This window comes from Pedobacter sp. Leaf250 (genome assembly GCF_920984735.1).
Classification (GTDB): Bacteria; Bacteroidota; Bacteroidia; order Sphingobacteriales; family Sphingobacteriaceae; genus Pedobacter.
In genome coordinates this window covers 50,552-71,353 of the sequence record NZ_CAKLBU010000006.1, presented here as the reverse complement: position 1 = coordinate 71,353, position 20,802 = coordinate 50,552, and the positions used below count along the sequence as shown (strand labels likewise).

At 35.0% G+C, this 20,802-nt stretch carries 12 protein-coding genes; 7 read left to right on the top strand and 5 right to left on the bottom strand.

What is annotated here, in order from left to right; translation table 11 throughout:
- Positions 1-7: 7 nt before the first annotated feature.
- Both LUA91_RS06790 and LUA91_RS06785 read right to left on the bottom strand, forming a co-directional pair.
- Entirely contained in the window at positions 8-4,831 is a 4,824-nt protein-coding gene (locus tag LUA91_RS06790; protein ID WP_231425275.1) for a chemotaxis protein CheB, read from the bottom strand.
- A gap of 4 nt (positions 4,832-4,835) precedes the next feature.
- Positions 4,836-6,365 carry a GAF domain-containing protein gene (locus LUA91_RS06785; RefSeq protein WP_231425274.1) on the bottom strand — a complete coding sequence of 510 codons (1,530 nt, stop codon included), beginning with the start codon at positions 6,363-6,365 and terminating at the stop codon, positions 4,836-4,838.
- A 289-nt stretch (positions 6,366-6,654) separates the two neighbouring features.
- Here LUA91_RS06785 and LUA91_RS06780 point away from each other — a divergent pair, with 289 nt between their 5' ends.
- Complete coding sequence (locus LUA91_RS06780; protein WP_231425273.1) at positions 6,655-7,425, top strand: SDR family NAD(P)-dependent oxidoreductase; 771 nt, start codon at positions 6,655-6,657, stop codon at positions 7,423-7,425.
- Positions 7,426-7,587: 162 nt separating this feature from the next.
- Here LUA91_RS06780 and mnmA read toward each other — a convergent pair whose 3' ends face one another.
- Positions 7,588-8,679 (bottom strand): tRNA 2-thiouridine(34) synthase MnmA, encoded by a 1,092-nt coding sequence (gene mnmA, locus LUA91_RS06775; protein ID WP_231425272.1) that lies wholly within the window; start codon positions 8,677-8,679, stop codon positions 7,588-7,590.
- Positions 8,680-9,014: 335 nt separating this feature from the next.
- Here mnmA and LUA91_RS06770 point away from each other — a divergent pair, with 335 nt between their 5' ends.
- Complete coding sequence (locus tag LUA91_RS06770; RefSeq protein WP_231425271.1) at positions 9,015-11,300, top strand: GH92 family glycosyl hydrolase; 2,286 nt, start codon at positions 9,015-9,017, stop codon at positions 11,298-11,300.
- Between the two features lie 292 nt (positions 11,301-11,592).
- Here LUA91_RS06770 and LUA91_RS06765 read toward each other — a convergent pair whose 3' ends face one another.
- The gene (locus tag LUA91_RS06765) at positions 11,593-12,780 is read right to left on the bottom strand and encodes a DUF1624 domain-containing protein (RefSeq protein WP_231425270.1); all 1,188 of its coding nucleotides are present in this window, start codon (positions 12,778-12,780) and stop codon (positions 11,593-11,595) included.
- Between the two features lie 288 nt (positions 12,781-13,068).
- Here LUA91_RS06765 and LUA91_RS06760 point away from each other — a divergent pair, with 288 nt between their 5' ends.
- From LUA91_RS06760 to LUA91_RS06750, 3 genes are read left to right on the top strand one after another with little or no spacing between them, the layout of a single operon-like run.
- Complete coding sequence (locus LUA91_RS06760) at positions 13,069-13,671, top strand: DUF4255 domain-containing protein (protein WP_231425269.1); 603 nt, start codon at positions 13,069-13,071, stop codon at positions 13,669-13,671.
- A complete protein-coding gene (locus tag LUA91_RS06755; protein ID WP_231425268.1) occupies positions 13,668-14,771 on the top strand; it encodes a hypothetical protein in 1,104 nt (367 codons plus the stop codon). The genes LUA91_RS06760 and LUA91_RS06755 overlap by 4 nt, the downstream gene beginning before the upstream one ends.
- Before the next feature lie 17 nt (positions 14,772-14,788).
- Positions 14,789-16,567 (top strand): phage tail sheath C-terminal domain-containing protein, encoded by a 1,779-nt coding sequence (locus LUA91_RS06750; protein WP_231425267.1) that lies wholly within the window; start codon positions 14,789-14,791, stop codon positions 16,565-16,567.
- Between the two features lie 252 nt (positions 16,568-16,819).
- On the opposite strand, the gene LUA91_RS06745 is transcribed toward LUA91_RS06750, so the two are convergent.
- Positions 16,820-17,818, bottom strand: coding sequence for an SH3 domain-containing protein (locus LUA91_RS06745; protein ID WP_231425266.1), 999 nt, complete (start codon positions 17,816-17,818; stop codon positions 16,820-16,822).
- A 455-nt stretch (positions 17,819-18,273) separates the two neighbouring features.
- On the opposite strand from LUA91_RS06745, the gene LUA91_RS06740 reads away from it, so the two are divergent.
- Positions 18,274-19,332: a glycoside hydrolase family 76 protein gene (locus LUA91_RS06740; RefSeq protein ID WP_231425265.1), complete on the top strand. Its 1,059-nt coding sequence runs from the start codon at positions 18,274-18,276 to the stop codon at positions 19,330-19,332.
- Positions 19,333-19,356: 24 nt separating this feature from the next.
- On the top strand, positions 19,357-20,781 hold the full coding sequence (locus LUA91_RS06735; protein WP_231425264.1) for a glycoside hydrolase family 125 protein: 1,425 nt from the start codon (positions 19,357-19,359) through the stop codon (positions 20,779-20,781).
- Positions 20,782-20,802: the final 21 nt, after the last annotated feature.

Sequence of the window (20,802 nt, the reverse complement as noted above, 5' to 3'; positions counted from 1 at the left end):
AGTTAATTTAAATTGGTATCTCAAACCAAAACTCTGCACCCTTATTTTCCTCACTATTTACGCCGATTTTACCCTTGTGGCGCTCTATAATTTCAGCAGAAATATAAAGCCCTAATCCCAACCCGGAGAATAAATGAGATGATTCTTCAACCCTAAAAAATCTATCAAATATATATTCAGTTTTATCTTTAGGGATACCTATACCAAAATCACGTACCGAAACTCTTAAAACATTTTCATTCCTTTCGGTTTTAATGATAATTTCATTAGAGTGAGGCGAATATTTAAGTGCATTGGATAGGAAATTGGAAACCACTTGTTCAATTCTATTCTTATCGGCATAAACCATAAGTCCATCTTCAAGTTGCATGGTGATAGAATGTTTCCCTAAACTCCCTTGTAGCCCATCAGCAGATTCTTCTATAACTTCATTAATGTTGAAATTGGTAAAAGTAAATACCATTTTTCCGGCCTGGATGCGGGTTACATCTAATAAATCATCTACCAATGATGTAAGTTTTCCAATCTGTTTGGTCGCCTTATCAATAAATCCTGAAATGTGCTCAAACTTCTCTTGTTGGGCCATTTTCAAAGCAAATTGTAAATAACCTTTTATACTGGTAATAGGCGTTTTCAATTCATGACTGGCAATACTCATAAATTCATCTTTCTTGTTCATGAGGTTTTTTGTAGCCTCTTGAGCAATCATCAAATCGGTTACTTCAAAACCGAAAAATGCAACACCATCAATTGCACCATTATCAGAAAATACCGGATTTAATATAATATCAAACCAACTGTCTTTTATTTTGCCAGTTTGCTTGTCTTTTTGCTGAAGTTTAAAGGAGTTGGCAATAAATGTTTCACCAGTTTGAAGCACCTTCTTTTCGATACTGATTAATTCCTCAGTATCAAATTGCGATCCTTCTTTGAGTTGTTTTTTACCAATATAATCGGTTCCACCATCGAATTGGATAAAAGCTTCATTTACAAATTCATAAACTAAATCTTTACCTCTTCTGATACTGATTAAAGCTGGTGCCTTTTTGAAAATGCTATAAAACTCATCCTGCTGCTTTTTAATCAGTTTCTGAAGTTCATTTCTTCGCTTTTCATTATGTTTCTGCTTGCTGATATCGATAATGTATGAAACAGCATCCTTGCCATCTTCATCATCCAGAATTGCCGATCCAACCAATACATCAATAGTTTTACCTGCTTTGGTAATGTATTGTTTTTCAAATGGTGGGCAGAAACCTTCATTTTTTACTAAATCAGCAGATATTTTACTGATGGGCAAGAACTCTGGTGGCGTAATATCGTTCCATCTAATTAAGCCATTTTCCAAATCTTTTGTGGTGTAACCCAGCATTTCAATAAATACTTTGTTGGCTGTTTCTATTCTACCAGATTGAACATCCGAAAAAATCATCCCGATCACATTCGAATCGAATATTTTTCTGAATTTTTTCTCTGTCGAATTTAGTCTGGTCTCCGTATCTATCAAAACTGTGATATCTAAGATAGAGCCAACCATGCGGTAAGGAATGCCGTTATCATCCAATAAAATGCTCCCACGATCAAGAATCGTAGCATAATCACCATCTGCTTTTTTCAGTCGATATTGCGAAGTCCATTGTGTTTCAGAATTATTAATGGCTTCATAAACACTATCTTTCACCCTTTTTCTATCCTCATGGTGAATATTTTCGAAGAAAAAAGAAATGTTTTGGTTGGCAGGATTGTTATCATAACCAAACATGGTGGCAAAATTATCATTTCGCCACATGGTATTATTAGCTAAATCCCAATCCCATATCGTATCGTTAGTAGCTTGAGATACCAAGTTGAAACGTTCCTCACTTTCAGAAAGCTTAACCGTACGTTCGAGTATTTTTTGCTCGAGTTCGGTGTTCAGTTCCTTTAAATTTTCTCTGGTACCAAGCAATTCGTTATAGTTTCGCTTAAGTTTTTCTTCTGCTAATTTTTGTTTTGTGATATCGGTAATAGTCGCAGCAAAACCATCGGCCATTTTCACCGCAACAATTTCAATCCAGATCTTATCCGTTAATTTGGTTTCATACTGTAATGATGTACCTTTTTCTACAACATTAATATACTTACTTAATAAATTTCCTTCGGCTATCTCAGGTAAATTCTCGAGCATTTTACCATTAATAAGCTCTTTCTCTTTTTTGTTTAAAATTTTTAACGAAGATTCATTGAAAGATATGCACTCAAAATCAGTTATAAAATGTTGTTTATTTCGCACCGCCTTAAATGCCATTACACCATTTAAACTTGCATTAAATACGCCACTTATAATGTTGCTTAACTCTGTAAGTTTCGATATATCAACAAAAGTGATGACTACGCCATCAATTTTTTTATCTTTTCGCAGATAAGGCATAATTCTCATCAGGCTGCTATGGCCATTTTTGATTTGAATTTCCTTTTCAATAATTTTTCCTGTTTTAATTACAGAATCGATATCGAAATTTAAATTATCGGTTTTTATGTTATTCGAAATTTGCTCGATCGATCTACCAATATCAGCCTCTATCAAATTCACCATGCTAATGGCAGCTGCATTAAATTTGCGGATAAACATACCTGAATCAACAAAAATTTGCCCAATGTCGGTACTTCTGAAATAATTGTCTAAGTCATCATTTAACTCAATTAACTCTTTAATTTTTACCTGATGTTCGGTATTCAGCGTATGTAATTCTTCGTTTAAAGATTGTAATTCTTCGTTACTCGATTGCAATTCTTCATTGGCAGAAAGCAATTCTTCGTTGGTAGATTGAAGTTCCTCATTGGTGGTTTCCATCTCTTCAACAGCAAGTTGCAGGTTGTTTCGGGTTTCATTGAGTTCGGCTTCCAGCTCAAAAATATATTCATTCTGGTCTCCATCATGAAAAGCTACCATTCCCAAATCATCTTTATCGGGAATAGTTTCCAGCGTACTTTCCCCAAAAACAATCATGGTAAACCCATTGCTGCTTCTTTCATCAGCAGGTTGTACTGAAATATTCAAATAGGTTTCCTTATTTCTTGTTGCAAACCTTACACGTTTGAGGTGAGTAACCTTATTATCTTTCCAGGCTTTTCTTAATGCTGTATTTAAAATGATCGAAATTTCTTTCGGCACCATCTTCAATATATTTAGCTCAATTTTATCTTCAGGCAATGAAAGAAATTGTCGATAATCGCCAATTGCATCTTGCATGATGTAAGACTTATCAATATAAACGCCAACATAATTTAAGTCTTTCGTTAAGAAAGTATTAAAACTTTTCTCAATAGGAGTGATGGCAAAATCGGTAGCACTAAGTTTTTTTTCTTGACTGGAAACTGATCTAGATTCTGTATTATAAGTATTATAGGTTGAATAATTTATGATTCCAGTTTTCTGATAAATTTTCCATTTGCTGGAAATTTCTGTTAAACCTGCTCTTAATGATGAAGCAGTTTCACTGGAACCCAACATTAAATAACCACCAGAAACCAATGAAAAATGAAATATGGATAAAATTTTCTCCTGTAATACGCTGTTTACATAAATAAGCATATTACGACAGGTAACCATATCGTTTTTGATAAATGGAGGAGATTTAATTACATCGTGCTTTGCAAAAACTACTTGTTTTCTAATCGATGGAATAACACCATAAAATTGTCCATCCTGAGCAAAGTATTTCTTGAAATATTTTGAGGGAATTTCTTTATTGATACTGGAAGGATACTGATTTCTGGAAGCAATTTCAATGCTTTTCTCATCAATGTCAGTCGCGAAAATTTTAATCTCAATTTTCTTACCCGATTTTTCTATAATATCGTTGGCAATTACTGCAATGGTATATGCCTCTTGTCCTGTACTGCAGGCGCAAACCCAAATTTTTAAAGTGTCTCCATTAATTTTTTGATCTATAATAACTTTTATCTGATCGGCGAAAGCTTCAAAGGCACCTTTATCCCTGAAAAACTTGGTCACACCAATTAAAAAATCCTGACCTAAAACCGCTACTTCTTTTTGATTTTTTTTCAATAAAGCAACATATTGATCGAGTGTTTTAACATTGTTTTCATTCATCCTGCGGCCAATTCTTCTAATTATTGTTGGCGTTTTGTATAAATTGAAATCGTTACCACTTTGCAGATGAACCATTTTAAAAATTTCATCTAAAAGTTTTTCGTTTATTTTACCATTTTCTAAAACCTGAACTGGCTCTTCGTTAACATAATTAAAAAGTTCCTTATGCATTTCAGGAGCTGCAAGAACGTGATCTACATTACCTGAAGCTATGGCGCTATTTGGCATTCCATCAAATTTTGCTGTCGATGGCTCCTGAACGATTACCATACCGCCATGTTCTTTTATGGCTTGAATGCCTTTTGTTCCATCTGTGCCCGTACCAGAAAGTATTACGGCGATGGCTTTTTCTCTTTTATCTGTTGCTAAAGTGTATAAGAAATGATCGATAGCAGTGTTAGGTGCTTTTATTACCGATTTGTCTGCCAGCTTTAATCGGCCTTGGCTTACCGTCATTAATTTATTATTGGGAATGATGTAAACACAATCTTGTTGAATAGCCATATCATTGGCTGCTTCAAAAACTTTCATGTGTGTGTGTTTGGCAACCAACTCAACCAAAAGGCTTTTATAATCTGATGATAAGTGCTGAATAACAACAAATGAAAAACTTGCATTTGAGGGCATGTGATCAAAAAATTCATGAATAGCTTCCAAACCACCTGCCGAAGCTCCAATTGCAACAATATATTTATCGTATCTTTTTGAAGTTTCTTTTATCACTTGATCACTCATTTGTTTAATTATAAATTTGTTTCGCCCTGAATTCAAATAAGAAATTCCTTAAAGATTCTGCAATATCAATTTCAGTTTTTTTCCAATCTTCTGATTGTCCGTAAATGGTTTGTAGCCATTGTTTAAAAGAGTTTCTCGGATGATAATTTAAGCCATCCTTTTCAAAATTTATAGCTTGATTTGGATCACCGCCCCATTTTATATTTTGAATCACTTCCGGCCTTAAGCAAATTAAAAATTCTCCTTTTCCAGGATCAATCGGAATTACCAACAGACCACTTGCAATATGCGGATAAGCCTTTGCTTCCTCGTAAATTTCCCCTAAATTTTCACTGTAAAATACTTTGTTTGTTCCTTTACCTTCAAGCCACAGTACTAAATTTTCAAGTTCATCCATTTCTGGAACATTGCCCAGCGTTTTAATTTTACCATTTAAACTCAGTGCAATTCCAGTAGCATTAAACAACGAAAGCAGGTTTTGGTTTGCATCTGCAAATATTCCTTTAACAATATCATCTTCTGCATAAATTAATTCAGCAATTTCGCTTCTTTGCTGTAATAATTTCGTGCTATCCAGCAATTCTTGATGTTTGATTATTGAAGAAATGCGATAAGAGATTTCCATGCTTAACCAATCAAAAATTGATCTGCTTTCTACACTTAAATATTTGCTTGTAACATGGTGGCAAGAAATTAAACCCCACAATTCGCCATCTACAATAATACGTATAGACATGGAAGCGGTAACATTCATATTGGCCATATACTCCAAATGCACATTTGCTACGCTGCGTAAATTACAATCAGAAAGATCTAAAAATCCATTGGTAACGGAATTAATTACCGGGAAAAGTTTAACCGTTTTATAATTCCTGTTGGGGATTAAGCGAAATGGATTTTTGAGGTAAAGCGCCCTGGCTTGTTTTGGTACATCCGATGCTGGGAAGGTTTGCCCTAAATAACTATCCAATTCACCCGTAATTTCTTCAGCTATCACGGTTCCATTCCAATCTTTATCAAAACGATACATTCGAATGCCATCAAAGCGGGCAATTCTTCTTATTTCCTTTATACTGGCCTCACAAACCTCCTGCAAGTTATCTGTACTCTCTAATGTAGAAATGAAAGATCTTACACCTTGAAAAACTTCAGTAAAACTGTGTTCGGGTTCTTTATCTACTTTTTCTATTTCAAGAATGATGAAATCTTTTTTAACATGAGCCAATATATTTACGGGTTCAGTAACCGATCCTTTTTGTAAAGAAAACTGAAATGGTAAACGATTTCTCAATCCTTTATTTACTTCAGCTTTGAAATGTTTAAAATCATCTGGTAGCAAATATTCCTGAAAACCGATTGATATGCATTCTTTAACATTGCAACCAATTATTTCATTCACATTTTCACTGGCTTGAAGGATACTGTATGTTTTGGAATCCAAAACTAAAAGATACCCAAAATCTTGAATGGAATTGGTTTGATGGATGGCTAGATTTCCGCAAAATTCTGTATCGTAGTTTTTTTGTTGACTCATCTTTAAATTTTTCGCATTTCTAAAATTTAGAAATGTTTAGGCGATTGATAGTAAATGTTGATTATCAAACACTTAATTGCATGCAGAACAAAACTTATGTTCGCTTGGAAAAAACAGGTAGATCTCAACGTCTAAAAATATAAAAAAGCGCCGTGAAAACTATTTTTTATAATGAAAATGCTACTCCTTTACATATTAATCAATATTTCTGCGCTTGTCTTCTTATTATAATCATCATTCTTTTAAAACATTATTACAGAAATAAACTTTAATATTAAAATTATTTAAGATGAATCGTTTTGAAAATAAAGTAGCATTGGTAACAGGAAGCAGCCAGGGAATAGGTGAAGCCTGTGCTTTAAGATTAGCCAAAGAAGGTGCAGATATAATATTGAACGGGCGCAAGTTTGATGAACGTGGAGAAAAACTAATTGCTAAAATTGAAGGAATGGGCAGAAAGGCTAAATTTTTAGCAGCTGATGTAAGTAAATCAAAAGAAGTAATTAAGCTGGTTGATGATGCAATTGCTGCATTTGGTTCTTTAGATATTTTGGTAAACAATGCAGGCCTGGAAACGAAAGCTGATTTTTGGGATGTGACCGAAGATGACTATGATTTGGTAATGAATACCAACTTAAAAGGTGTATTCTTTGGCATTCAAACTTTTGTAAAATATTGTAAAAGCAATAAAAAAGCTGGCACAATCATAAATATGAGTTCTGTTCATGAAGAAATTGTTTTTCCGCATTTTGCAGCTTATTGTGCCAGCAAGGGTGGTTTAAAAATGCTTTGCAGAAATTTAGCCAGTGAGTTGGCTCCTTTAAACATCCGAATTAATAACGTTGCGCCGGGTGCTATTACCACACCTATAAATAAAGATTTATTAAATAATAAAAAACAGCTGGCAAAAGTTTTGGATAACATTCCTATGAGCAGAATGGGGAAAGTAGATGATGTTGCAGCAGTTGTTGCATTTTTGGCTTCGGATGAAGCTGCCTATGTTACAGGATCTACATATACTGTTGATGGCGGCTTAACTTACCACTACGAAGAGCAGTAACAAATTTTTAAAATAATTAAAGGCGCTACAATAAATAAAAAGACTGCTTATTCGACTTTTCGGTAAAGCAGTCGCTCTATGCGCATAATATAATAACTTCTTTATAAGAATGCCTCTTAGGAAAACAACAATGTTTATGTTGATATTAAGGGGGCAGATTAATTATACTAAAAATCCACCACCTAATAAATCATTTCCTTCGTAAAACACCGCCGATTGGCCAGGTGCAATTGCTGAAACATTATGATCAAAAACCACACGCATTCTATCTTTTTCCTGAACAATTGTACTTAACATACCCGCATCTTTGTAACGAATTTTAGTAATCACATCATTCATTGGTTCTTCGATGTTGGCGTATTTAATTAAATTGATGTTACGAACCAATGCTTCTTTGCGTTCCAATTCTTCGGCTTTACCCAAAACAACGGTATTGCTTTCTGGCAAAATTTGAGTAACAAACATTGGTTCGCCAAAAGCTACACCTAAACCTTTGCGTTGGCCAATAGTGTAAAATGGATAACCTTTATGCTGACCAACAACCATCCCATTACTTAGAATGAAGTTTCCACCAGCAACTTTATCTTCTAAATCTTCAACTTTATGTTTCAAAAATGCCCTGTAATCATTATCGGGAACGAAACAGATTTCGTAACTCTCTGATTTTTTTGCCAGTTCTTCCTGTCCCATATCCAAAGCCATCTGCCTGATATCGGATTTAGCGAAACTGCCTAAGGGGAATTTAGTTCGTGATAGGTTTTCTTGCGAAACTCCCCAAAGCACATAAGATTGATCCTTGTTTTCGTCTTTACCTTTTGAAATCACATAACGCCCACTATCTTGCTGGCGAATATTTGCGTAATGCCCTGTTGCAATAAATTCACAATCTAATTTATTGGCCCGTTTTAATAATGCTTCCCATTTAATGTGCGTATTGCACAATACGCATGGATTTGGTGTTCTTCCAGCTAAATATTCATCAACAAAATTATCGATTACATAATCGCCAAATTCATCACGAATATCTAAAATATAATGAGGAAAACCGTAATTTACGGCCAAGGTACGTGCATCATTGATGCTATCTAAAGAGCAACAGCCAGTTTCTTTACTGCTGCCTCCTGCACTTGCGTAATCCCAAGTCTTCATGGTTAAGCCAATAACTTCATAACCCTGCTCATGCAACATTACAGCCGCTACCGAACTATCAACCCCGCCACTCATGGCAACCAGAATTCTACCGTGTTTACTCATTTTGTTTTAATAGGATGCAAAAATAAGGTTTATTTATCTGAAATTATTTAATGCAAGTCAGTTCCTTGTAAAAAGCAGTAACGGATTTAATGAATAAACCTTTCTAAACTAAACCTGATCGTCAGCGATTCCCGATTTTTCATCGGGATAAGCAGAGAGCAGGACGGGTATTACCTAAATGCACTGAACATTGCTTTCCAAATCATCTTCATCACCCTGTACTTTTTTGTATTTTTTATGTTGATTAAACGATTTAGTTAAAGTTTTTATGCAGATTAGTTTTTTAATTAATACCTTAGAATCTTCAAAAAATCAAACATCAATTTTTAAATAATATGATTAAGAAATTCATCCTGCCTTGTCTTTTATTGTCTGCTTTTGTAGCATCGGCACAGCAGAATTTGGTTCAATATGTTAAGCCTATTATTGGCACATCTAAAATGGGACACACCTATCCTGGAGCTACCGTTCCTTTTGGTGCTGTGCAATTGAGTCCTGAAACAGACACGTTATCTTACGAAGTAAATGGAAAATATAATGGCGATGTATATAAGTATTGTGCAGGCTACAAATATGAAGATAAAACAATAACAGGTTTCAGCCATACGCATTTTAGTGGCACAGGTCATTCAGATTTAGGCGATTTTTTAATCATGCCCACACAAGGTAAATTGCAATTAAACCCAGGCACTGCAGATAATCCAAAAGGTGGTTACCGTTCTGCATATTCGCATGCGAACGAAAAAGCAGAAGCTGGTTATTACAAAGTAAAATTGGATGACGATAATATAACTGCCGAATTAACCGCAACGGATAGAGTTGGAATGCACCAATATACTTTTCCAAAATCAGATCAATCGCATATAATTTTGGATTTGATGGCAGGGATTTATAATTACGAGGATAAAACCGTGTGGACTTATGTTCGTGTAGTTAACGATACTTTAGTTACCGGTTATCGCCAAACTAATGGATGGGCAAGAACCAGAACGGTTTATTTTGCAATGAGTTTCTCTAAACCTTTTAAAAGTTATGGACGTAAAAGTTATGATGCAAAACAGGCTTACAGAGGTTTTTGGGGTAAATTTAATCAAGATCAAAACTTCCCCGAAATTGCTGGTAAAAAGCTGAAAATGTATTTTGATTTTGATACGCAAGAAGGAGAGAAGGTGAAAATAAAATTTGCCCTTTCGCCTGTAAGTCAAGAAAATGCGCTTCAAAATATGCGTGCTGAAATATCAGGTTGGGATTTTGATAAAGTAAAAGCCCAAGCACAGAATACCTGGAACAAAGAATTGAACAAAATTCAGGTTAATACTTCTAACAATAATAAAATTAACTTCTATACAGCACTTTATCACTCTTTTATTAATCCCACAACTTATACCGATGTAAACGGAGAATATAAGGGATTAGATCAAGGCATTCATAAGGCAGAAGGTTTTACTAACTATACAACCTTTTCACTTTGGGATACTTATAGGGCTTTGCATCCTTTCTTTAATATTATGCAGCCAAGCCGAAGTAATGATATGGTAAAATCGATGATAGCGCATTATGATCAAAGTAGTTTAAAAATGTTGCCAATTTGGTCGCACTATGCGAATGATAACTGGTGCATGAGTGGTTATCATAGTGTTTCTGTTTTAGCCGATGCCATTATCAAAGGAATTTACAATGGTGATGCGAATAAAGCGTTAGATGCTTGTGTTACAACGGCTAAACACCGCGATTATGAAGGTATAGGTTACTATATGGACAAAGGTTACATCCCAGCCGAAAGAAGTGGTGTTTCGGTTTCGAATACTTTGGAATATGCTTACGATGATTGGGCAATTGCACAATTGGCAAAGAAATTAAATCGCATGGATGTTTACAACGAATTTATTAAACGTTCAAACAATTGGAGAAATAATTACGATACGGCATCTGGTTTTATGCGTCCTCGTTTAGCCGATGGAACTTTCAAAAAAGCTTTTGATCCGAAAGATACGGAAGGACAAGGTTTTATTGAAGGAAATAGCTGGAATTATAGCTTCTTCGTTCCACATGATCCAACTTCATTGGTTGAGGTAATGGGTGGAAAGAAAAAATTTGCAGCTCGATTAGATTCATTATTTAGTATGCACCTGCCGGATGAATTTTTTGCACATACAGAAGATATTACCCGCGAAGGTATAATTGGTGGTTATGTTCACGGAAATGAACCAGCGCACCACGTAGCTTATCTTTACAACTGGACAGATGAAGTATACAAAGGCCAGGCACAAATTCGCCACATTTTAAATATGCAATACAAACCAACTGCCGATGGTTTGGGAGGAAATGATGATTGCGGACAAATGAGTGCTTGGTATATGTTTTCTGCCATGGGATTTTACCCGGTAGCGCCAGGCTCTGATGTTTATTCGTTAGGTAGCCCGCTGGTAAACAATGCGGTAATTAACTTAGAGAATGGCAAAACTTTCACGGTTGAAGCAATTAAGCAAAGCGATAAAAACGTTTATGTTCAAAAAGTGTTATTGAATGGTAAAGAGATTACCAATCATCAAATCAATCATGCTGATATTACGAATGGTGGCAAGCTTACATTTTACATGAGCGCCAAACCAAAAAAATAACATTTCAAAAATCATCCCTATTGTTATGTTAAACCGTTGGCGAAAGCCAGCGGTTTTTTTGTTGATTTGTACTTCATCTTTACACCCTGAACGTCTTCGCGAGGAGGCACGACGAAGCAATCTCCTTTAAGATAATCATCCTACCGAAACGATGTTTTTATAGCGATTGTAATTGCAACCCTGAGCGTCTTTGCAACAATATTTACAATTCTTCCTTGCCTATATTTGTGGCAATTTAACCATAATGTAAAACATAAAAATGGGTTTTTCAAAAATGGAATTTACTTAAACCTTAAACATACCTCAACCACCATTGATTATGTTTTTCTTTATAGCCCTTGAACCATTTGCAAGGAAGATAGAGCATGGCCACAACAGCAATCCAGATTAAATAAACAATGCTTAAGTTAAAACCAAACTCATTAGGTCGAAACCAAAATGGAATTTGAACAATTTGATTACTTGTAAAACCTGTAGCGAAAAAAGCAATTACCAAAACGGTGTGCAGTAAATAAAAATGGATAACATAATAAAAGAATGGAACAGCGCCATATATCGATGATATCCTGCTAAACCAATTTTTCATCTTTTCGGTAAAAGCCAAAAACAGAAGGGCTACACCGATAGTCATGCAGGTATATTGTAAAGATGGTGGGTACTTACTTACATTAAAAAACGACAGTAAATTTTTAAACGCATCATGATATTCCTTTCTTGGGGCTGGGTCGCCATAAAGATTAATAAATCTTAAAAACATAAATAGGAAAATGGACAAAGTGCCCGAAATAATGAGATTTCGTTTTCTTTCAATGGCATCATAGCCTTTGCTGTACCAATTACCAATGCCATAACCGATAAACATAATACCTGTCCAAGGTAAAATGGCATAGAAAACACCAAGTAAATGCGTACTAGATAAGGGCACAACAGTGCCAAAGGCGGTGAAGAATACCTTTAAAAGCAAACCTAAACTTTCATCTTCAGGTGCCGGAAACAGATTAAAAATATTATGTCCGAAAACTATAATTAAACCAATAATTAGCACCGCATTACGAGAGATTCTACTTAATAAACCCAGCAAAATCATGCTCCAACCAATTACCCAAATCACTTGTAAAATCACGAAATTATAAAAGGGATTAAAAGTTAATCCGAGGGAAATGATAATAATTTCAACTATAATCAACCATAAACCACGTTTCAAAAGAAACCCACCTGCTTTTTCCGAACTCTTATTTTGTGATGATAGATAAGCCGATAAACCCGAAAGAAAAACAAAAATGGGAGCACAGAAATGAGTAATCCATCTGGTAAAAAACAATATACCTGTAGTAGTTTGCGGATCGAGCGGATTTGCTGTCATGGCCTCAATGTGAAAAAAATCACGTGTATGGTCAAGTGCCATAATAATCATCACAAGTCCACGAAGAATGTCTATAGAAAGTATGCGTTTTGATAGATGGGATGTATCAAGATTCATAATAGTGCGTTTTCAACTTTAAATATAGCAATTCTATTTAGGATGAATAATAGGTTACTGAAAATGATATAGGAATGGTCGTGATCAATAAAATTATATTAACGATAGGGATGTTTAAATAAATTCTTGGGATTGGAAAATTCAATTAAACTATTAAAAACATCGAATCAAAAAAAGTAAATTAGGTGAATAACTTTATTTTAAAGTGCTAATAACAATTGCTACTTTCATGTATAAGTTTATGGTAATCATTCACTTAAATGTCTAGCCTAATCTAAATTTTTATCTATGATTAATACTGCCCTAGATTTTATTTCAAAAGAAATCAATGCCTATTTAAACAACATTGCCAGTACTAATTATGAAGATTACATTGTAGTTTCAAGCATTGTATACGATGGCAAATTGGCTATTCCTGATAAAACCCTGGGTTTAACTTTAATAAATATTGAAGAAGAACATTTGGCAAAAAATCAGCAGTTAACTGTTCGAAATATGCAGGACGACATCAAATACCGAAATCCTGATATATCCCTAAATCTGTCTATAGTGATATCTGCAAATTTTCATAATAAAGATTCCAAATCGCCGCAGTTAGATTATCTTGATGGCCTAAAAAGGCTTTCGCAAGTGATTTCATTTTTCCAATATAAAAGTGTGTTTACGCAGGCAAACTCGCCACTACTGGTAGTTTCTGATAGCAAAATTGAGCGATTGAGTGCTGAGCTTATCAGTTTTAATTTTGAAAAAATAAACCATTTCTGGAGCATTATTGGTCACAGCTATTTACCTTCGGTAGTGTACAAAATCCGCATGTCAACCATTCAAGAAAATGCACAATATGGTGGGATTATTAAAAATATATCAACCCAAAATAAAAATGAATTATGAGAGACTATAGCAAATTATTTTCGGTTAATGTGCGTCACAATTACTATCAAGATAATTTGTGTCAAGATTTAATTTTTGTGCCAACTCAACAATCGAGTTTATTGATGCTTAATCAACTTTACTTGTACCAAAATTTTGCTACAGGATTTAACCTGGTTCGCGAAGTTGATACTGGACAGCCAAAGATAAAACTACAAGAAACCCAACTGCATTTTGGCATTGGCTTGAAACAGGCCGCTAAGTTTTTTGCCATTACAAACTTAAATGAAGCATCTCCAGCCAAGGAATTTTTAAGCAATAAAAAGATTTACCTTACAAACAATGGCCTAAATGAAAATTTAAAATTAAATATCATCGATGCCATTGTAGGCGATTCGATGAACCTTAATTTCATCCTTGCGGCAAATAGCGAAATTACTTTAAGAGTTAACACTTCATCAGCAAGCGATCTGATCATTGCATACAATACTGATGGAACACCGATTGCAAGTCCATATAAGATTAAAAAAGGCGAAGATGGAACTTTTGCTAAACTGCTCGACCTATCCAAATTACCTGATGGTTTATACACCATCTCCATAAAGAATGCTGCGGATACCGGTGAGGATTTATTGACTTATAAAATTTTTAAAAGCAATGAGCTTCAATTGAAGTCTAATTTTGGAGTATTGGATCTTAAGCTTCCCGGCATTGAAACAGCTGTAGAGGAAACGAAATTTGTGATCGATTTTACCCGAAAGGAAACCATTTGGAACTATTATGTGGTTAACCGAAGTGGTAGCGATCTGGATGATTTCGATTTTTTTATCCATGATAAAAGTGCTGACGGAACTTCAGGTGGAAATCCTGTTTATTCAAAATATACGTTTTTGGGGACAGCAGTGCCAGACAATGATACCGATTCCATCACAAAAATATCAGATGGAAAAATTACTGTGTTTAAAAGCAACACTAAAATTCCATTTTTTCAAAAGTTAAAAACAGGTTTAGAGTTGAGCAAAAACGTAGGGCCAACCAAAGTAATTATTTCCAAACATTTACCTAATCCTACGCCAGAAAATCAATCAGGTGAGGAGAGTAAAATTTATATATATGTTTAAAAAATAAATTGTTAGATATGGCGCAATCATATAAACATCCTGGAGTATATGTCGAAGAAATTTCGAAGATTCCACCCTCAATTGCACAAGTGGAAACTGCAATACCGGGTTTTATTGGCTATACCGCAAAGCGAGAAAAAAATGGAATAGCATTCGATGTAAATATTCCTCAGCGGATTACCTCACTATTGGAGTTTGAGCAATATTTTGGCGGTGCATTTCCAGAAGTTTTGGAAGTAACCATAGAAAATCCTGAAAACGGATCTGCCATACCAAAAATAGTGATCGCACCAGCGGATGTACTATCAGGTTATTTGCTCTATTACCATGTTAAAATGTTTTATGAAAATGGAGGTAGCTCGTGTTTTATTGTTTCGGTAGGAACTTTTACTGCCACACCTGCATTCGATAAAACTGAACTTCTAAACGGTTTGGATGCCTGTGAAAAGGTGGATGAAATTACTTTATTGGTGATTCCTGAAATTACAACCTTAACCATTTCATCGCAAATTAAAGAGCTTAACGATGCCATGCTTGCTCAATGTGCCAAGTTGCGAGATCGGTTTGCCATTTTGGATGCATCACAAGCAGATTTATCTACGCCAGTATTGGTTGCCGATAAATTTAGAAGCGATTTTATTAGCGATATTAACTTGAAATACGGCGCTGTTTATTATCCGCAGGTACAAAGTGGCGCAATTTATAATCGCGTAGCGGATGAAAATATTTTAATAAGTAAAGATAATCGCGGTGGCGACTATACCGGTATTTATAAATCGGTTGGCGATATTAAGAAACCCATCACTGATATAACCAAACCTGCGGCGCAAGCTTCAGTTGCGGCCTATACAAAAATTACAATTGATGCTACGCCAACCGAGAAGCAATCAATCAGCATTGCTGGTATCAGCTTAACTTTTGATACTGGTGGAATAGCTATTGACGGCACTACCACGGCAATTGCTAAAAGTTTAAAAGATATAATTATTGCCCATAATGATTTAAAATTATTGATCGGTGCCGAATCTTCAGGAAAAATAGTAACCATTACCGCCTTAAAAGCTGGTGCTGATGGAAATAATATTTCAGTTGCTTACGATCCAAAAGGTGGTGCTATTGCTGTGAAATTAGATTCCTCAACTTTAATGGGAGGTTTCGATAGTGTCGATTTCCAATTATTCAATCAAATAAAATCTGCTTTAAATGCTTATACCGTTCCACTTTATCCATCGGGCATGATGGCCGGAGTTATGGCCCGGGTAGATCATGACCGTGGCGTTTGGAAAGCACCTGCAAATGTAAATATTAAAACAGTTTATAAGCCTTTAATGGCGATTAATGATGAGCAACACAATTACCTAAATATTGATCCAACAGGAGGGAAAAGTATCAATGCGATAAGAAGGTTCACTGGGAGAGGTACCCTGGTTTCGGGTGCCAGAACTTTAGCTGGAAATGATAACGAGTGGCGATACATTCCAATTAGGCGCTTATTCATTGTGGTTGAGGAATCAATTAAAAAAGCTACAGAATTTGTGGTATTTGAACCCAACGACTCAAATACATGGGTGCGGGTAAAAGCCATGTGCGAAAACTTTTTAAATCAATTGTGGCGACAAGGTGCCTTGGCAGGTGCAAAACCAGAGCATGCTTACTTTGTAAATGTGGGTTTAGGTGTAACCATGACATCAATCGATGTTTTAGAAGGAAGATTGATTATTGAGATTGGTATGGCCGCCACTCGTCCGGCAGAGTTTATTATTTTAAAAATCTCACATTTATTAGCGAAATCTTAAAGTCACAGGAATAAAACTTAAGTCGATGATATAGGGTATACAATTTGTTCCAATAACAGAATTATCTATTGCGGGTTTGGTAGTTAATGATGAATTATCAAATAATCTAAATGTTATCGGTAAACTTATCCCGGCTGGTAATGCAGGTATTATTTCATCATAAAAATGAATTCCAGATACCAGCAGATTTTGTGATGGTAATATTAGAATGAGAATCGATAAGGTTTATAAATAATAAAGCATTATTTAACTTCACTCCAACTTCAAAAACTCCTTTTTTACCCATCTGTTATCAATATTTATTTTGCTCCAGCCATTGTTTTCGTCTCTAATAAACACTTCCTGGCCTTTACTTAGCGAAGCAACCTTCGGAAAAGTATTACCAGCACCACTGCGTACATTTAAAGTAGCTGCATTAACTGTAGCCCGAATAACTGGCTTGGTATAATTAGCGTTAACCCAATGTTCCTGAGATCCTGAAATTTTATACCACCCATCTTTTTCTTTAAAAACCCTAATTACGGCACCCAGTAAGGCAGGTTCTCTATCACTCGCTTTTTTCGCTTGACCATTTGCAGCTTCCCTAATATTTAAACTTTCTGCAGTTACATACACATATTTTAAAATATCAGTATTGGTTACAGATGTTGATGGGATGGAGATTCCACCAATTGCCGCACTCACCAACGGTAAAAAATTTTTCTCACAATCGGCAACTTTATTGCCCCCAAAAAAGTTTGTACCAGGGCAGGTTTTATTGTTTTTAGTACCATTATTCCTAATACCCGAACTCAAATCGAACCAATGATGATAAACAATTTTATTGCTATTAACTGCTATTCCAAATTTTTTACACAAGGCGGCTGTCATTCTGATAATGGTATCTTTATGGGCAGCTGTCATAGCATCCTTTCCTTTATCAAAATTTCCAACATGCTCCATGCAGATGGAATTAGAATTAAAGCCGAGGATACAGGCAGGCGTTTTCTCTAAACTTCGTCCGGTAATGATCGATCCATCGGCAAAAGTGCTAAAATGTTGGCCGATATCTGCCCAGCCGTTTTCACTTACATGATACTCTTTCATGCCTTTTTGCAGGTCAAATTGATTGTTTCCTTTAAACTGAATGTAACTAGGACTCCAGGTATGGTGTTGTTGAATGTACAAAATAGTCCGGGCAACCCTCAAATTAGAAAGCCAGTTTTCAAATTCATCGATGTTCATTAAGCTGAAGCCAAATTTAGTAGTCATAAGAGTTTTTTGATAAATTAATTTTTCTGGCGATGTACAGCTACGAGAGAAAAAGGAGGGATCTTTTTGCGCCATTTAAATATACAAATAATATATATAACTTTTTTAATATCAATTAATTAACTAATATTATTTAGCATTGTATCTTCAGTTTAAATGATGATTAAATTTCGTAATCAAGTTTTAAGTTGAATTTTTACTTGTTAGCTTTTTTAATAATGATTAAAATTTAGTTATTAATAATTAGTGATAGTATCCAACTTCATGTTTAACCAGAAAATCGATTTAGGAATAGTTTAATTGGCTTTTTTTATTTTGATGTTAATAAAATTATATTAATATTTGTTTCAGTGCTAACCAAATGTCTTTTCAGTTTATTTAGAATCTAGAATTAATCACATTTAAAATTTAAGAATAATTTGAGATCATCTATTTTAAAATACGTAATACTTCGAATGCGATATAAATTATTAGTTGTCATCGCCTCAATGCTGTTATATACCAAATCTTCCTTGGCACAACATCAAAGAGATGAATATTTAAATAGAATAAGTATTATTGAAAGTAACATCAATAAATATTTCTTCGTAAAAATTAAAGGCCTGTATTTGGAGAACATTGGCGAACATGAAAAACCGTATTCTTATTTATGGCCATTATGTGCGTTAATTCAGGCCACAAATGAAAGTGAAGCCGTTGGACGAAAGCAGGTGATGAAACCTGTTATTGCAGCGATAAACCAGTATTACACAACAGAATCTCCATCGCCCTCTTACCAGTCTTATATAACTAAAAGTTCCCGATTTTATGATGACAACCAATGGATCGCCATTGCGTATTTGGATGCTTACAATAGAAATAAAAATCCTTTTTATTTAGCAAAAGCTAAAGAAATTTATAGCTGGCTTTTAACTGGTTACGACGAAAAACTTGGTGGTGGTTTGTATTGGAGGAAGGATGAAAAAACTTCAAAAAATTCCTGTTCAAACGGACCAAACGTTTTGGTGTCGCTACAGTTATATCAAATTACCAAACAAAAGAAATACTTAGATACAGCACTTTTGGTATATCATTGGACGAATAAAATGCTCCGTTCTCCTGAAGGTATATTTTACGATGCCATTGATGTAAAAAACGCAAAAATAGATTCAGCTACTTACACCTACAATACTGGAACGATGTTGCAGGCAAACGTTATACTTTATCAAATTACAAAGGATAAAAAGTATTTATCAGAAGCTAAATTTATTGCAAATAACGCCGAAAAACATTTTTATAAAAACAATAAACTAGGTGATCATTATTGGTTTAACGTTGTTTTGTTAAGAGGTTACCTCGAATTACTTAAGGTGGAAAATGATGCCAATCGATTATCATTTCTAGTAAATGAAGGCGAACGAATTTGGAAAGAGGAGCGTGACGAAAATAATCTATTGGGAAAACAAAAAAACAAATCGTTAATTATGCAAGCGGCAATGCTAGAATATTATGCTCGATTAGCGCAACTAAAATAAGCAAATTATTATATCATATCTATAATGAAAAGAAGAACATTTATTCAAAACACAGGCTTACTAGGCGCTGGAGTTTTAACCTCAAAGTTTTCTCTGGCGGCCAATCTTGTGCTCGAATTTCCAGTTGTAAGGGTTGCAGCCGGCGAAAGACATTTTCAAAGTAAAGCTGTTGATGCTGCTATCAAAACCTTTCAATCCAACGTTAAAAATCCAGAACTTACGTGGCTTTTTGAAAATTGTTTCCCTAATACTTTAGATACAACTGTGTATTATGAGGAAAAAAATGGAAAACCAGATACTTATGTTATTACTGGTGATATTGATGCAATGTGGCTTCGCGATAGCTCTGCACAGGTTTGGCCTTATCTTCAGTTTGTTAATGAGGATGAACCGCTTAAAAAGTTAATTGCCGGAGTAATTATTCATCAAACCCAATGTGTTTTAAAAGATCCTTATGCCAATGCTTTTTATGGCGATGCAAATAAAGTTGGTGAATGGAAAACCGATAAAACTAAAATGCAGGCAGGAGTACATGAGCGTAAGTGGGAAATAGATTCCTTGTGTTATCCTATTCGTTTGGCTTATCATTATTGGAAAAAAACTGGTGATAAAACACCATTCGATGCAGATTGGAAAAAGGGAATCGAAGCAACTTTAAAGACTTTTAAAGAGCAGCAACGCAAAGCGGATAAAGGACCTTATCATTTTCAACGCGAAACCACTCAACCTACAGATTCATTACCCATGGCAGGTTATGGTTTCCCTGTAAATCCTGTTGGATTAATTTGTTCTGCTTTCCGCCCCAGTGATGATGCAACTATTTTCCCCTTTTTGGTGCCATCTAATTTCTTTGCAGTTTCGAGTTTAAAGCAGGCCGCAGAAATGATCAAAGCTTTACAACCAGATAAAACTTTAGAAAGCAATTTGTTAAATCTTTCGAATGAAGTGAGTACTGCACTACAAAAATACGCCACTGTTAATCATCCAAAATATGGTAAAATTTATGCCTTTGAGGTTGATGGATTTGGCAGCTCGTATTTGATGGATGATTCCAATGTACCAAGTTTGCTAAGTTTGCCTTATTTGGGTGCAATGAAAGCAGATGATCCAATTTATCAAAATACAAGGAGGTTTGCTTTATCGAAAGATAATCCATATTTCTTTAAAGGTACTGCTGCTGAAGGAATTGGCGGGCCACATGCTGGGCAGGATATGATTTGGCCAATGAGCATTACCATGAGGGCTTTAACATCTAAAGACGATACCGAAATTAAATACTGTATTGATACCTTACGCAAAACGCATGCTGGCAAAGGTTTTATGCATGAATCGTTTAACAAAGATAATCCAGCAAACTTTACCCGTGCCTGGTTTGCGTGGTCAAACACTTTATTTGGCGAGTTGCTGTGGAAAACCTATCACGAAAAGCCAGCGTTATTAAAAGCTTAATTTATATGCCCGATTTTTTAC

Bases quoted from the DNA above. Each gene is read 5' to 3' on its own strand.
- LUA91_RS06760 (WP_231425269.1), top strand. From the start codon at position 13,069: ATGATTAATACTGCCCTAGATTTTATTTCAAAAGAAATCAATGCCTAT.
- LUA91_RS06780 (WP_231425273.1), top strand. From the start codon at position 6,655: ATGAATCGTTTTGAAAATAAAGTAGCATTGGTAACAGGAAGCAGCCAG.
- LUA91_RS06735 (WP_231425264.1), top strand. From the start codon at position 19,357: ATGAAAAGAAGAACATTTATTCAAAACACAGGCTTACTAGGCGCTGGA.
- LUA91_RS06765 (WP_231425270.1), bottom strand. From the start codon at position 12,780: ATGAATCTTGATACATCCCATCTATCAAAACGCATACTTTCTATAGAC.
- LUA91_RS06785 (WP_231425274.1), bottom strand. From the start codon at position 6,365: ATGAGTCAACAAAAAAACTACGATACAGAATTTTGCGGAAATCTAGCC.
- LUA91_RS06745 (WP_231425266.1), bottom strand. From the start codon at position 17,818: ATGACTACTAAATTTGGCTTCAGCTTAATGAACATCGATGAATTTGAA.
- mnmA (WP_231425272.1), bottom strand. From the start codon at position 8,679: ATGAGTAAACACGGTAGAATTCTGGTTGCCATGAGTGGCGGGGTTGAT.
- LUA91_RS06750 (WP_231425267.1), top strand. From the start codon at position 14,789: ATGGCGCAATCATATAAACATCCTGGAGTATATGTCGAAGAAATTTCG.
- LUA91_RS06770 (WP_231425271.1), top strand. From the start codon at position 9,015: ATGATTAAGAAATTCATCCTGCCTTGTCTTTTATTGTCTGCTTTTGTA.
- LUA91_RS06740 (WP_231425265.1), top strand. From the start codon at position 18,274: ATGCGATATAAATTATTAGTTGTCATCGCCTCAATGCTGTTATATACC.
- LUA91_RS06755 (WP_231425268.1), top strand. From the start codon at position 13,668: ATGAGAGACTATAGCAAATTATTTTCGGTTAATGTGCGTCACAATTAC.
- LUA91_RS06790 (WP_231425275.1), bottom strand. From the start codon at position 4,831: ATGAGTGATCAAGTGATAAAAGAAACTTCAAAAAGATACGATAAATAT.